Source organism: Massilia sp. HP4 (assembly GCF_005222695.1).
Taxonomy (GTDB): Bacteria; Pseudomonadota; Gammaproteobacteria; order Burkholderiales; family Burkholderiaceae_D; genus Telluria.
On sequence record NZ_STGG01000041.1, the window covers coordinates 27,264 to 40,862 of the forward strand.

At 66.7% G+C, this 13,599-nt stretch carries 10 protein-coding genes; 4 read left to right on the forward strand and 6 right to left on the reverse strand.

Annotation, left to right across the window (positions count from 1 at the left end):
* Positions 1 to 17: 17 nt before the first annotated feature.
* A complete protein-coding gene (locus E8M83_RS14165; protein ID WP_137173994.1) occupies positions 18 to 2,030 on the reverse strand; it encodes a DUF262 domain-containing protein in 2,013 nt (670 codons plus the stop codon).
* Between the two features lie 188 nt (positions 2,031 to 2,218).
* Here E8M83_RS14165 and E8M83_RS14170 point away from each other — a divergent pair, with 188 nt between their 5' ends.
* Positions 2,219 to 3,133 (forward strand): DUF4380 domain-containing protein, encoded by a 915-nt coding sequence (locus E8M83_RS14170; RefSeq protein ID WP_229491529.1) that lies wholly within the window; start codon positions 2,219 to 2,221, stop codon positions 3,131 to 3,133.
* Here the strand turns inward: E8M83_RS14170 and E8M83_RS14175 are convergent.
* The 5 genes from E8M83_RS14175 to E8M83_RS14195 all read right to left on the reverse strand — a co-directional run bounded on the left by E8M83_RS14175 (position 3,130) and on the right by E8M83_RS14195 (position 8,825).
* A complete protein-coding gene (locus tag E8M83_RS14175) occupies positions 3,130 to 4,002 on the reverse strand; it encodes an SMP-30/gluconolactonase/LRE family protein (RefSeq protein WP_137174352.1) in 873 nt (290 codons plus the stop codon). The two genes, E8M83_RS14170 and E8M83_RS14175, sit on opposite strands and share 4 nt — an antisense overlap.
* Before the next feature lie 14 nt (positions 4,003 to 4,016).
* Complete coding sequence (locus E8M83_RS14180) at positions 4,017 to 5,411, reverse strand: MFS transporter (protein WP_137173996.1); 1,395 nt, start codon at positions 5,409 to 5,411, stop codon at positions 4,017 to 4,019.
* A gap of 72 nt (positions 5,412 to 5,483) precedes the next feature.
* Positions 5,484 to 7,070, reverse strand: a complete 1,587-nt coding sequence (locus E8M83_RS14185) for an aldehyde dehydrogenase (NADP(+)) (RefSeq protein ID WP_137173997.1) — start codon at positions 7,068 to 7,070, stop codon at positions 5,484 to 5,486.
* 2 nt (positions 7,071 to 7,072) lie between these two features.
* Positions 7,073 to 7,984, reverse strand: a complete 912-nt coding sequence (kdgD, locus tag E8M83_RS14190; RefSeq protein ID WP_137173998.1) for a 5-dehydro-4-deoxyglucarate dehydratase — start codon at positions 7,982 to 7,984, stop codon at positions 7,073 to 7,075.
* A 112-nt stretch (positions 7,985 to 8,096) separates the two neighbouring features.
* Positions 8,097 to 8,825: a FadR/GntR family transcriptional regulator gene (locus E8M83_RS14195; RefSeq protein WP_137173999.1), complete on the reverse strand. Its 729-nt coding sequence runs from the start codon at positions 8,823 to 8,825 to the stop codon at positions 8,097 to 8,099.
* Positions 8,826 to 9,013: 188 nt separating this feature from the next.
* Here E8M83_RS14195 and E8M83_RS14200 point away from each other — a divergent pair, with 188 nt between their 5' ends.
* From E8M83_RS14200 to E8M83_RS14210, 3 genes are all read left to right on the forward strand, one after another.
* Positions 9,014 to 9,712 carry a FadR/GntR family transcriptional regulator gene (locus E8M83_RS14200; RefSeq protein WP_137174000.1) on the forward strand — a complete coding sequence of 233 codons (699 nt, stop codon included), beginning with the start codon at positions 9,014 to 9,016 and terminating at the stop codon, positions 9,710 to 9,712.
* A 73-nt stretch (positions 9,713 to 9,785) separates the two neighbouring features.
* Positions 9,786 to 10,502, forward strand: coding sequence for a rhamnogalacturonan acetylesterase (locus E8M83_RS14205; protein WP_137174001.1), 717 nt, complete (start codon positions 9,786 to 9,788; stop codon positions 10,500 to 10,502).
* Positions 10,499 to 13,597, forward strand: a complete 3,099-nt coding sequence (locus E8M83_RS14210) for a pectinesterase family protein (RefSeq protein ID WP_137174002.1) — start codon at positions 10,499 to 10,501, stop codon at positions 13,595 to 13,597. Before E8M83_RS14205 ends, E8M83_RS14210 begins: the two co-directional genes overlap by 4 nt.
* Positions 13,598 to 13,599: the final 2 nt, after the last annotated feature.

Consider the following 13,599-nt stretch of genomic DNA (forward strand, 5'->3'; position numbering starts at 1 on the left):
GGCAAGCGTTTCCAGCATTAATTGTCGAGCAACTTCACGAGCGGGTTGAGTGCACGATTATCGATGCGTTTGTCGCTGCTGGCGTTGCCTGCACGTACCTCTTCCGCCTTGTGACCAAAGAGCATCGGCAGATAGCTTGCGTTATCGTCCGGATCATCGGTCAGACTGAAATTCCAGCGCTTTTCGGCATACTTCAGCATGGCGATGCCGCGCGCGGCGATACACGCCACACTCCAGTCATGCGACTTGAACGCATTCGCGACCTGGGTCTCGGAATGGCTGCCAAGTGCATAACGGCTTCGTTTGCATCCCCCGCTCTTCGCTGCGAATGGCAAGTTGGAGACCGACGAGTTCCTGCTAACCGACAGCAGCATCAAGTTACCGAGCGAGTTGACGACAGCCTGCTTCAGCGCTTTTGCGTTACCGTGGATGGGGATGACGCTGTCCCAGTAGCCTCCTTGATCGGGCACGTTCGGATAGATGTGTTCCACCGAGCTGTCGAAGCTGAACTTATCCCACGGCCACTTCAGCGCCATCGGCTTGTTCCCGTCTGCGCGGCGCGCCTCTTCGAACTCCAGTAACAAGACCTTCGTGAACGACCAGCGGTAATAGCCCGTATGCTTGCTGCTGCGCAGCCGCGCTGCGACCTGTTGCTGGACATCCTGCGCCGAAAACTCCTCGTCCACGTAATTGCGCACGTAGGCCGCGGCCTTGTCGACGGCCGCGGGGCCGCCCATGCTGCTGAAATCGTCGTCGCTCGGCGAAGGGAAGTCGGGGCTTGGACGCATGAGGGCACGCGCCATCCGGTTAATGTCGGCCCGGCCAAGATGTGATGGGCGGCCCGACAAAGTCAGCAGAAGCACCACGTAGCGTTCGATCTGCTCCAGAAGCCCGAGCGCCGGCCTGAGCGCGCGTTCGAAGCGAGAGGGCTGCAGCGCCATGGCAGGATCGCCTTCGGCAATCCGCATATAGGCGGCCAACATGAGAGGCTTGAAGAAAGCATCGCCAACCCGGGCAATCTGCGCCAGCCGCATCCGATGCAGGTTGGGCATCAGATCCGTACCATGCATGTGCGCCCACCAGACTGCTGCGGTTTCCAGATGGTGAATATAGTTACCGATCGACGCACGCGACAGGTCTGGATTCGTGACGGTGAAGGTCTCGTCGAGCAGGACTTTTTCGAGCCAGTCCCGATCCTTCACTTCGCCGAAATAGGCGATCGAATGGGCCCGCAAGAACTCGTCGTCATGGTTTTGCGTAGCCTTGTTGCGCCCCAGGGAGCGATAGATTCCTTTCCACGCCAGGTGGATCTGGCGGCGCAACGCGTCGCCATCGACGCTGTTCTCACCGGCCGGCACGACACTGGACAAGTAGATCAGCCGGTTCTTCAAAAGCTCGAGGTGCGAAAGCTTCTTGCCCCGATTATTGAGTGTCTCGAATGCGACGTGGATATCAAATTCGGGTTGAACGTCGAGAACGAAGATGCAAAACCGACCGAGCAAGGTATCCAGGCAGGCTTGCGCCGCCGCCGCGTCAGGCAGCTCATCTGCCTGCGCCTTGAAGAAGGCCGCGGCATGCTGGATATTGGCGGCATAGCTTGAACACTCGTGCGCCAGGCGTGGTGCCAGACGGCTGCGGTCGAGCACGAAGAAATCGAAATAGGTCTGCAGCTCGTCGCTGTCTTCAAATTTGATGCGATACGGGATTGCAGGGGTTGGCGCGCCGGGCGTCAAGTCGGCGATGCGCCGGGTCAGCGCGGCGGCCAGCGCAATAGTGCTCACCACGCGCTGCTGGCCATCGACCAGATCGACCGGGAGCACGCCATCGGCGCCACCAGTGCGCCGTTGCAGCAGCACATTGCCGGTGAAGTGCTGCCGTGCCGGCGAGTTGACCGCAATACGCAGGTCTGCCCACAATGCTTCGAGCTGGGCTTTACCCCAGGAGTAACCCCGTTGATAATCCGGAACGTGGAAATGAAAATCGACGAGCAGCTCGCCGAGCGTCTGAAGTGTCGCAGATGAAAATGCCATTCTCTTTCCTCTATGTCTTGTCGTTTCTGTAGCATTATTACATGCATTGGGGCAATAATTCGTTGTAAGCAAGAAAAAGGGTTCTTCTTATGCGACGTCTGAAACATCGTCTGGCATTACTGATCATGGGACTGTGCGCTGGCTTCCCTGCCGCTGCGCAGCTTACGGCCCACGTCCTGAGTAACGACATGGTCCAGGCTCGTGCGTCTGAAGTGGCCGGCGGCCGCCTGCTGTCGTTCGCGCTGGCGGGCAAGCCCAATTTCCTGCTGATCGACGAAGGCGCGGGCGACCCCGAGGCGCCGCCGGATGCGCACTCGGGCTATATCCGCTACCAGGGCCATGAGGTATGGATCGGACCGCAGCGCGAATGGTGGGTGCACCAGCACCTCAATCCGGCGCGCGCCGCGGCGAAAGCGACCTGGCCACCCGATCCCTGGCTGAGCCTTGCCAAGTACACGCTGGTCGACCAACGGCCGGACGAGATCACGCTCGACAGTCCGGCCAGCCCGGTGTCCGGCGTCCAGCTGCGCAAGCGCTATGCGCTGGTGGCGGGCCGGCCGAACAGCCTGCGGCTCGATGCCGAAGCGACCAACCGCAGCGGCAAGCTGGCGGGACGCGACATCTGGTTCAATACGCGCGTGCCGGCGCACACGCGGGCCTATGTGCCGGTGGCGACGCAGGAAGATATCCGGGTCGAGCCGGCCGGGGCGCTGCGAACCACGCTCGATGGCGGCCTGCTGTCGCTCGACCTGCCGGCGCCGGGCCAGGCGGCGCGCAAGGGCAAGCTGTTCGTCCAGCCGTCGCACGGCTGGGTGGCAGCGTTCCGCGACGGCCAGGTCCTGGTGATCCGGTTTACCCACCAGCCGCGCGCGGCGATCCACCCGGCCCAGGGCCAGGTCGAGTTGTTCCAGGACGCCGATCCCGCAACATCGGGCAAGGGCATGCTCGAGATCGAAGTGCATGCGCCCTATATCGAACTGGCGCCCGGCCAGGCGATGAAAGCGTCCGAGCTGTGGACCATCCTGCCCTACGATGGGCCGGCGACCCGCGAAGCCCATGTTGCTTTCCTGCGCCGGCAGGCGGCGCAGCTGGGGATCGACTAGGCCGCGAACGGCGTCTCGGCCACGCCCCGCTCACCGGGCCGCAACAGCACCACGGCGCCGGCATCGCCGCCGACGCCGGGGTCGATCGAGGTCACCAGCAGCAGGTCGAGATCCGGCCCGCCAAAGGCGCACATCGAAGGCTTGGCCATCGGCAGCTCCAGCTCCCGGTCCAGCCTGCCCTGCGGCGTGAAGCGCTGCACCACGCCGCCATCGTTGGCGCAGGTCCAGTAGCAGCCGTCGGCATCCACCGCCGCGCCGTCCGGCCGGCCCTTCTGCCCGGTGAGGTCGAGGAACACCCGCTCTCCATGCGGCAGCCCGGCATCGACGTCGTAATCGTAGGCCCACACCAGGCGGCGCTGGGGATGGGAATCGGACAGGTACATCGTTTTCCCGTCAGGCGACCACGCCAGCCCGTTCTGGGTCAGCATATTCGACACCACCGGCCCATGCAGGCCCGCGCGCGCCGAGTAGCGATACAGCCCGCCAACCGCGCGCGCGGCGCCCATGTCCATGAACATGGTGCCGCTCCAGAACCTTCCCTGGCGGTCGCAGCGGCCGTCGTTGAAGCGCATGCCCTCGCCCAGTTCGGCCGCCGGCGGCGCATCCAGCCGGCGCGCGCCGACCGTGCCGTCGTCCTTGAGGTCGAGGTGGAAGATGCCGGTTTCCATCCCGGCGATCAGTCCACCGCTGCCATGGGCCGCGATGCAGGCGGCCATCTCCGGGGCCAGCCAGCGGCGCAGTTCTCCGCTGGCGTGGTCCAGGCGCCAGATGCGGCGCGCGGGGATGTCGACCCAGTACCAGGCCTGTTCCGCCGCATGCCACATCGGGCTCTCACCGGTCGCGCAATGCACGCCGGCGACGATTTCCATTTCCATCGACATTCTTACAGGTCCTTGATTTCACGGTGCCGCGGCACCAGGGCTTTCATCACGCACCAGGCGACCAGGTAGGCCAGCGCGCAGATCGAGAACATGATCATATACCCCGTCGACAGCTGGCCCAGCGCGCCATAGTAGTCGAACAGCCAGCCACCGAGCTTGGTCAGCAGCACGCCGCCCAGGCCGCCGGCCATGCCGCCGATGCCGACCACCGAGCCGACGCTGTGTTTCGGGAACATGTCCGACACCGTCGTAAACAGGTTGGCCGACCACGCCTGGTGGGCCGAAGCGCCGATGCCGATCAGGATCACCGGGAACCAGAAACCCAGGTAACCCAGCGGCTGCGCCAGCAGCACCACCAGCGGGAACAGCGCGATCAACAGCATGGCGCGCATGCGGCCCTGATAGATGTCGGCGCCGCGGTTCAGGAAGTAGGTCGGCAGCCAGCCGCCGCCGATGCTGCCCACCATCGTCATGCTGTACAGGACCGCCAGCGGCAGGATCATGGCGGTGGCCGACAGGCCGTATTGCGCCGACATGTATTTGGGCAGCCAGAATAGGAAGAACCACCACACGCCGTCGGTCAGGAACTTACCGGCGACGAAGGCCCAGGTCTGGCGGTAGCCCAGCAGCTTGAACCACGAGCTCCTGGCCACTTGCGTGTTGTCGACCGCGGCCGGATTCACCCCGCTGTCGCTGTTGATATAGGCCAGTTCGGCCGCGCCCACGCGCGGCGAGCGCTCCGGCACGTCGTACAGCCAGATCCAGGCCCCCATCCAGACGAAGCCGATGGCGCCGATCACGATGAAGGCAGCCTGCCAGCCCCAGTATTCGGCGATCAGCGGCACCGACAGCGGCGCCAGGATGGCGCCGACGTTGGCGCCCGAATTGAAGATGCCGGTCGCGAACGAACGCTCGCGCTTGGGGAAGTATTCGGCGGTGGCCTTGATCGCGGCCGGGAAGTTGCCAGCCTCGCCGATCGCCAGGATCGCGCGGCCGATCATGAAGCCGGCAATCGATACCGGCACCACGGCCAGCCCGATGGAAGTAAACACGGTATTGACCGCTTCGCCGATCCAGATCGCGTAGGCATGGGCGATGGCGCCGAGCGACCAGACCACGATCGCGAGCACATAGGCGCGCTTGGTGCCCATGCGGTCGATCACGCGGCCGGCGAACAGCATCGAGATCGCGTAGACGAACTGGAAGGTGGCCGCGATATTGGCGTAGTCGGTGTTGGACCAGCCGAATTCGGCCGACAACATCGGCGCGAGCAGGCTCAGGACCTGGCGGTCCAGGTAGTTGATGGTGGTAGCGAAGAACAGCAGTGCGCAGATCGTCCAGCGATACTTGCCCACCACCGTTTGTGCGGGTGTGACGTCGATGACTTGCTGATTCATGGTTGATCAGTTCTTTTCAAGTGAAGACAGCCGGTGTCTCCCCCGGCTGGTGCTGCAATAAAACTTACGGCGTTATGCATCCCCTCCTGCTTGCAAGGCGCCGTCCTGCAGGCGCGCAAGTCCCAGCGGATTGTCGTCGCGCAGGGCTTCAGGCAGCAGGTTGGCAGGAACGTTCTGGTAGCACACCGGCCGCAGGAAGCGGTCGATGGCGCTGGCGCCCACCGAGGTGGTGCGGCTGTCGCTGGTGGCCGGGAACGGACCGCCGTGGACCATGGCGTGCGACACTTCCACGCCGGTCGGGAAGCCGTTGAACAGCACCCGGCCAGCCTTGCGTTCCAGGATCGTCAACAGCGAACCGGCCAGTGCGTGGTCTTGCGCTTGCGCGTGCACGGTCGCGGTCAGCTGGCCGTGCAGCTGCTCGGCCGCCTTGAGCAGCTGCTCGGCATCCTTGAAGCGCACCAGCACCGCGGCCGGGCCGAACACTTCGTCTTCCAGCGCCGCATTGCCCAGGTAGGTATCGGCGTCGCACAGGTACAGCGCGGCGCGCGCGGCGCAACCGGCGCCCTGTTCGCCTCCCTGGGCCACCAGTTGCAGGCCCTCCACCTTGCCGAACCTGGCCACGCCGGTGTTATAGGCTTCATGGATGCCGGCGGTAAGCATGGTGCCGGCGCCCTTGCCCGCCAGCGCGTCGCCGGCCGAGGTGACGAAGGCGTCCAGGTCGGCGCCTTCGAGCGCGAACACCAGGCCCGGATTGGTGCAGAACTGGCCGACGCCGAGCGTGAGCGAATCCACGAAGCCCTGCGCCAGGCCGGCGCCGCCGGCCTGCACCGCGGCCGGCAGCAGGAATACCGGGTTCACACTGCTCATCTCGGCGTAGACAGGAATCGGCTCGTCGCGGCCGGCGGCAGTGCGCATCAGCGCGGTGCCGCCCTGGCGCGAACCGGTGAAACCGACGGCCTTGATCGCAGGATGCGCCACCAGCTGCTGGCCGACCGTGCGGCCGTCGCCGAACAGCATCGAGAACACGCCTTCCGGCAGGCCGCATTCCTTCACCGCGCGCTGCACGGCGCGTCCGACCAGCTCCGAAGTGCCGGGGTGGGCGGCGTGGGCCTTGACCACCACCGGGCAGCCGGCGGCCAATGCGGACGCGGTGTCGCCGCCAGCGACCGAGAACGCGAGCGGGAAGTTGCTGGCGCCGAAGACGGCGACCGGACCCAGGCCGATCTTGGACAGGCGCAGGTCGGGCCGCGGCGGCGCGCGATCCGGCAAGGCGCTGTCGATCGTCGCATCCAGGAAGTAACCGTCACGGACCACCTTGGCGAACAGGCGCAGCTGGTTCACGGTGCGCATGCGCTCGCCTTCCAGGCGCGCCTGCGGCAGGCCGCTTTCCAGCATGGCGCGTTCGATCAGTTCCGGACCGACGGCCAGGATCTGTTCGGCCACCGCTTCCAGGAAGCGCGCGCGCTGCTCGAGCGGCAATGCGCGGTAAGGGTCGAAGGCTTGCGCGGCCAGCGCGCAGGCACGTTCGACGTCGTCGCCGGTCGCCAGGCCGAAGGCCGGTTCCAGGTCGGCGCGGGTGGCCGGGTTGAAGCCGCGCGCCTCGCCGCCAGTGCCGCGCAGGCACTGCTGGCCGATGATCATTTCACCGAGGATCGTCATGATTACAGCACTCCGTTCTTCTTCAGCAGATCCAGCAGCATCGCGTCTTCCTCGGCCGTCAGGTCGGTCAGCGGCGGACGCACTGGCCCTGCGCCGTGGCCGACCAGGCGCGCGCCGGCCTTGACTATGCTGACGGCGTAGCCGGCCTTGCGGTTGCGGATCTCGAGGTAAGGCAGGAAGAACTCGTCGATCAGGCGGTTGGTGGTCGCGAAGTCGTCGGCGGCCGTGGCGTGATAGAAGTCCATCGCCAGCTGCGGCACGAAGTTGAACACGGCCGACGAGTACACCGGCGTGCCCAGGGCCTTGTAGGCGCCGGCATACACTTCGGCGGTTGGCAGGCCGCCCAGGTAGCTGAAGCGGTCGCCCAGCTTGCGCCAGATCGAGACCATCAGTTCGATGTCGCCGTTGCCGTCCTTGAAGCCGATCAGGTTCGGGCAGCGGTCGGCCAGCTTGGCCAGCGAATCCGGGGTCAGGCGGCAGTTGGCGCGGTTGTACACAACGACGCCGATCTTGACCGAGCGGCACACCGCTTCGACGTGGGCGATCAGGCCGTCCTGGCTGGCTTCGGTCAGGTAATGCGGCAGCAGCAGCAAGCCCTTGGCGCCCTGGCGCTCGGCTTCCTGGGCATGGGCGATGGCGGTGCGGGTCGGACCGCCGCAGCCGGCCAGGATCGGCACCTTGCCGGCACAGGTATCGACCGCGGTCTTAATGATCTGGCCGTACTCTTCTCCGTGCAGCGAGAAGTATTCGCCAGTGCCGCCGGCCGCGAACAGCGCGGTCGCGCCGAACGGCGCCAGCCATTCGAGGCGGGCCGCATAACCCTTCGGATCGAACTCGCCCTGCGCGTCGAAGTCGGTGATCGGGAAGGACAGCAGGCCGTGCGACAGGACTTGCTTGAGTTCATTTGGTTGCATGCGAGGGTCTCCGTAGGTCTTTGTGTTGGACAAAAAAGATGTTCGATGAATCAGGTTGTAAGTCATCGTACAACCTAGTTTGACCGGCTGCAAGCAAAATGTGTGAAAAAGATCAGCCGGCCGCCCCCTCCAGCCGGCGCTGCGCCTGCACCAGCCGCTCGCGGCTGTTGGACAGATGGGTGCGCATGGCGGCGCGCGCCGCCTCCGGATCGCGCCGCTCGATCGCGCGGAAAATGTCGTCGTGCTCGCGGCTGACGCGCTCGAGGAAATCGGCCGGCTTGTCCTGTTCCAGCACCGGCGTGTTCAGGCGCGCGCGGGGGATGATGGCATTGCCCAGCTGCTCGAGGATGTCGGCGAAATAGCGGTTGCCGGTGGCTTGCGCGATCAGCAGGTGGAAGCGCTTGTCGGCATCCACCGCCGACCTGCCCTCGGCCATCGCCTGCTGCATCTCGGCCAGCGCGCCGGCCAGCTCGTTCACCTGGAGCTCGCTGCGGCGGCTGGCCGCCAGGCCCGCGGTCTCGGTCTCGACGCCGATGCGCAGCTCGAGGATGGCCAGCACGTCGCGCAGGGTCAGGATGTTCTCGGCATCCAGGCCCAGACCCGATTGCGGACGGTCCAGCACGAAGGTGCCGATGCCGTGCCGGGTCTGCACCAGGCCGGCCGCCTGCAGGTGCGAGATTGCTTCGCGCACCACGGTGCGGCTGACGCCGTGCTGCGCCATCAAGGAAGACTCGGTGGGCAGCTTGTCGCCCGGCTTGAGCATCCCGTCGCGGATGACGGCGCTGATCTGCTCAACCACGCCGTGGGCCAGGCTGCGGTGCTTGCGCTGGGTGGGAACCATGATTGCCTATCGAAGAGTATAAGGGAATGATCACGTATTATACTTCACAACAAGTCATCAGACATCCTATGAGCAGACGTCTTTTCTTATAACATTGGACTGTCCACCTTGCGGGATTGGTCCGGCCAAATTAGAATCGTCTGACCGTCACCTACCCGTCGGTCATCAAGCCGAGAGCGCCCCGCCACATGAAAAAAGCACCAGCCACCGCCGACAGCAGCCAGGTCGAACCGCGACTGTACCGCGTCGTCGCCGCGCGCATCCAGGAGCTGATCAGGATCGAGAAGATCCAGCCCGGCACCCGGCTGCCGGCAGAGCGCGAACTGGCCGCCAAGCTCGAGGTCAGCCGGGCTTCGCTGCGCGAGGCGCTGATCGTGCTGGAATTGTCCGGGATCGTCGAGGTGCGCGGCGGCTCCGGCGTCTATGTCAGCGAAAAGGCGGTGGCGCCCTCCGACGTGCCCGAAGCCGGCCCCGGCCCGTTCGAAGTGCTGGCGGCGCGCCGCATGATCGAATCCGAGATCGCCGCCCTGGCCGCCAAGAACGCCACCGATTCGGCGATCGACGCCATCCTGAAGGCGGTCGAAGAGATGGAGCGCCAGCACGACGACCGCGCCAGCAACGAGAACGCCGACCGCAACTTCCACCTGGCGCTGGCACGCGCCACCGGCAATACGGCCATGGTCGGGGTGATCGAATACCTGTGGGCCCAGCGCGGCAGCCTGTGGCACAAGCTGAAGGAACACTTCCAGACCGAGGAGTTGCGCAAGCAGACGCTGCTCGACCACCGCAACATCCTGGCCGCCATCGCCGCCCACGACGCGCCGGGCGCGCGTGCCGCCATGCGCGCCCACCTGGAGCGGGTGACGCGCACCTTCTCGCGCGGTTGAACGACAAATGGCCTGACCGCTTGCTTAATTGGTCAGGCCAAAATAGAATCGGGCAAACCCCTGGAGTTTGCCCATGCCGTATCAGATTCGCGCCCTTCCCCTGCTGCTTTCCCTCTTCATGACCGGCGCCGTCGCCGCGCCCGGCAAGCCGCTGCGGGTGATCCTCGTCGGCGACTCCACCATGGCCAGCAGCACCGGTTATGGCGACGCGCTGTGCGCGCGCCTGACGCCCGAGACGGCCTGCATCAACCTGGCGCGCGGCGGCCGCAGCTCGGGCAGCTTTCGCGCCGAGGGACGCTGGGACGAGGTGCGGGCGTTGCTGCGCGAGGGTCGCGACTTCAAGGCCACCTACGTCCTGATCCAGTTCGGCCATAACGACCAGCCAGGCAAGCCGGGACGCTCGACCGACTACGTCCATGAATTCCCGGCCAATATGCGGCGCTACGTCGACGAGACGCGCGCCGCCGGCGGCATCCCGGTATTGGTGACGCCGCTCACCCGGCGCAGCTTGCGCGGCAAGTGGGTACATGACGACCTGGCGCCCTGGTCGGCCGCCGTGCGCCAGGTGGCGCGTGCAAGCCGGGCACCGCTGGCCGACCTGAACGCGCTCTCGCTGGCCGACGTCCAGGCCATGGGACCGCGAAAGGCCGATGCGCTGGCGCGCGCCGGGACGAACTTCGACCACACCCATGTCGGCCCCGCCGGCGCCGAGCATTATGCGGACATGATGGCCGGCGAGTTGCGGCGGCGGGTGCCGGCCATCGCAGCCGCCTTCGGGAGCGCCCGATGAGCGCGGCGGTGGCCGCGATGGCGCTGGCGCTGGCCGGCGCCGTCAGCGAACGCCAGCATGCCCCCGTCGACGGCTGGGCGGCGCAGGATGGCGGTACGCGCGGCGGCGCCATGGCGGCGCCAGGCCACGTCTACACGGTGCGCAATCCCGACGAGCTGCTGGCGGCGCTGAGCGCCGAGGCGCCGGCGCGCATCGTGCGGGTGGCGGCCACGATCGACATGAGCGCGGGCCGTCCTTTCAGCGATACCGCAGACCAGGCGCGCCGCAGCGTGGTGCGCATTCCTTCCAATACCACCCTGCTCGGCGTGACACCGGATGCAGGCTTCGTCAACGCCAGCCTGCATGTGTCCGGCGTGTCGCAGGTCATCGTGCGCAATCTGCAGCTGCGCAATCCCTGCGACGTCGAACCGAAGTGGGACGCCGGGGATAGCGCCAGGGGCAACTGGAATTCACGCTACGACGGCATCAGCGTCTCGAACGCCCGCCACGTCTGGATCGACCACAACAGCTTTACGGATGCGCCGGTGACCGACGACACGCAGCCGGTCGACAACGGGATGCCGAAGCAGTGCCACGATGGCGCGCTGGACATCACCAATGGCGCGGACTTCGTCAGCGTCACCCATAACCGTTTCGCACTGCACGAGAAGAACACGCTGGTCGGAGGCGACGATCGGGCAGTCGGCGACCGTACGCACCTGCGCGTGACCTTCAAGGGCAACCTGTTCGAGCATGTCAGCGAGCGAGCACCGCGCGTGCGCTACGGCCAGGTCCACCTGCTCAACAATTATCACGTGGGCGATCGCAAGCATCCCGTGTATGGGCACAATTACAGCGTGGGCGTCGGCATCGAGGCGCATATCGTCGCGCATGCCAATGCCTACGAGGTCAAGGGGGCGAAGGACTGCGGACAAGTCGTGCGCGCGCCCGGCCGCAGCGCCGGCGTCCATCGCGACCAAGGGTCGACCCTCAACGGCCTGCCGCTGGCCGGCTGCGCCCATGGCGGCGACGTCGGCTGGCGTGTACCCTACCCGTTCGATGCGATTCCCGCGCGCGACGTGCCTCGGCATGTGCTGGCCAATGCCGGCCCCCGGCCACTCGATGCGGCGAACGGCCACGTCGAAGCCAGGCTGACGCTGGGCGCGGGCGAGGCGCCATTCGTCCTTCACGCACGGCGCAGCAGCGATGGCCATTGGCAAGGCGCCAGCGCCCGCGCCATCGATGGCGGCGCCACGCTGCAGGTCGAGCTGCTGGAGGCCCGCGGCGGCGCCCCGGTCCGCCTCAAGCAGGTGCGGCGGCGCGCGCCGCTGGCCGGCACTCCGCTCGTGCTGCGGGTGGAGCAGCAGGCCGGGCTCATGTCGGCCTGGCTGGACGGTGAACGGGTCACTTCGGCCCAGGTCGCGCCGCTGGCCGCGAGCGAGGCGGCAAGCTGGGACGCGGCCGACCACACCCTGCTCGACCTGCGCGACGGTCCGGCCGGCTTGCGCGCGCAGCGGATCGCCTTGCGGCTCGGCGCCAACACCCTCGCCCTGCAGGCAGGCGACCCGGCCGAGCGCGTCGCCATTGCCGGCCAGGCGGCAAGCGCCACGTCGAGCGATCCGGACATCGCCACGGTCGCGCTGGAAGGCGGCCAGCTGCTGGTGACGCCGCACCGGCCCGGACGCGCCACGATCACGATCGGCGGCCAGGATCCGGCATGGCAGCAGGCAGCGTTCGCACTCGACGTGGGCAGGCCTTTCGCGGCGCCGGGCCGCACAACCTTGCCGGCGGCGCGCCTGCAGCCGGGCCATGCCGAGCGTGGCGTGCCGCCCGACACGCCACTGCGGATGACATTCGCGCAGGCGCCGGTCCTGAGCGGCGCGGGCAGCATTCGCATCTTGCGGCGCCACGATGGCAAGCCGGTAGCGACGATCCGGCCTGGCGAGGCCGTCATTGCGCTCGGCCCCGAGGGCCGGCAACGCCTGCTGCGCCACCATGCGCTCCAGGTCGAGGGCAATGCGCTGCGCGCGCGCCTGCCGCTCAAGCTCGAGCACGGCGTCGAATACGAAGTGCTGGTCGATCCCGCGCTCTTGCGCAACCGCGGCTTCAAGGGCGCACGCTGGACCTTTCGCACCACGCCGTATCGTCCGGTCGGCGACAGCGTGACGGTGGACGACGACGGCCGCGCCGATTTCCGCACCGTCCAGGGCGCCCTCGACCACGCCATGACCCTGGCGCGCGCGACGCCGGTGACCGTGAACGTGCGCGACGGCGTCTACCCCGAGCTGCTCTACCTGCGCGACAAGGACAAGCTGATGTTGCGCGGGCAGAGCCGCGAGGCGACCATCATCCGCGCCGCCAACAGCGACGCGCGCAATCCCGGTTCCGAAGGGCGCGCCCTGTTCCTGGCCCAGGACAGCGACCTGCTCGAGATCCGCGACCTGACGCTTCACAACACCACGCGCCGCAGCGACGGGCATTCGGCCCAGGCCGAGACGCTTTTCTTCAGCAACGATCAAGGCCGGTTCATCGCCCGCAACGCGGCCTTCATCAGCGAGCAGGATACGCTGCAACTGACCGGCTATGCCTGGGTCTACCGCTCGCTGGTCGAAGGCAATGTCGACTTCATCTGGGGGCACAACCGCGCCGCAGTGTTCGAGGAATGCGAAATCAGGAGCGTGGGCGACAGCGCATCGAGGGAGAACGGCGGCTACCTGGTGCAGGCAAGGACCGTCGAACGCCACGATCCGGGGTTCGTGTTCTTGCGCTCACGGCTGACCCATGGTCCCGGACCGGCTGGCAATTGGCCGCCGCCGGCGAGCGTCTACCTGGCGCGCTCGCCAGGCACCGCCCACACCTGGGATAACGTCGCTTTCATCGACAATACGGTGAGCCGTCACATCGCCGCCGATGCATGGCTGCGCCAGCCTGCGCCGAATCCACGCAGTGGCGATGCTGTTTCCGGCTGGCGCGAGTTCACGAATGCGACGCCGGACGGGGCACCGCTGTCCTTCGGCGGCTACCGGATGAGCGAGGAAGAAGCCCGGAGCCTGGAGACCCGCGGCGCCGTGTTCAGCCGCTTCAACGGCGGCCAGGGCTGGAAGCCCCAGCCCTGAGG

What these genes read in the sequence shown, in the direction of transcription:
- E8M83_RS14205 (WP_137174001.1), top strand. Translation starts at nt 9,786, where the DNA reads ATGCCGTATCAGATTCGCGCCCTTCCCCTGCTGCTTTCCCTCTTCATG.
- kdgD (WP_137173998.1), bottom strand. Translation starts at nt 7,984, where the DNA reads ATGCAACCAAATGAACTCAAGCAAGTCCTGTCGCACGGCCTGCTGTCC.
- E8M83_RS14210 (WP_137174002.1), top strand. Translation starts at nt 10,499, where the DNA reads ATGAGCGCGGCGGTGGCCGCGATGGCGCTGGCGCTGGCCGGCGCCGTC.
- E8M83_RS14195 (WP_137173999.1), bottom strand. Translation starts at nt 8,825, where the DNA reads ATGGTTCCCACCCAGCGCAAGCACCGCAGCCTGGCCCACGGCGTGGTT.
- E8M83_RS14200 (WP_137174000.1), top strand. Translation starts at nt 9,014, where the DNA reads ATGAAAAAAGCACCAGCCACCGCCGACAGCAGCCAGGTCGAACCGCGA.
- E8M83_RS14175 (WP_137174352.1), bottom strand. Translation starts at nt 4,002, where the DNA reads ATGGAAATCGTCGCCGGCGTGCATTGCGCGACCGGTGAGAGCCCGATG.
- E8M83_RS14165 (WP_137173994.1), bottom strand. Translation starts at nt 2,030, where the DNA reads ATGGCATTTTCATCTGCGACACTTCAGACGCTCGGCGAGCTGCTCGTC.
- E8M83_RS14170 (WP_229491529.1), top strand. Translation starts at nt 2,219, where the DNA reads ATGGTCCAGGCTCGTGCGTCTGAAGTGGCCGGCGGCCGCCTGCTGTCG.
- E8M83_RS14185 (WP_137173997.1), bottom strand. Translation starts at nt 7,070, where the DNA reads ATGACGATCCTCGGTGAAATGATCATCGGCCAGCAGTGCCTGCGCGGC.
- E8M83_RS14180 (WP_137173996.1), bottom strand. Translation starts at nt 5,411, where the DNA reads ATGAATCAGCAAGTCATCGACGTCACACCCGCACAAACGGTGGTGGGC.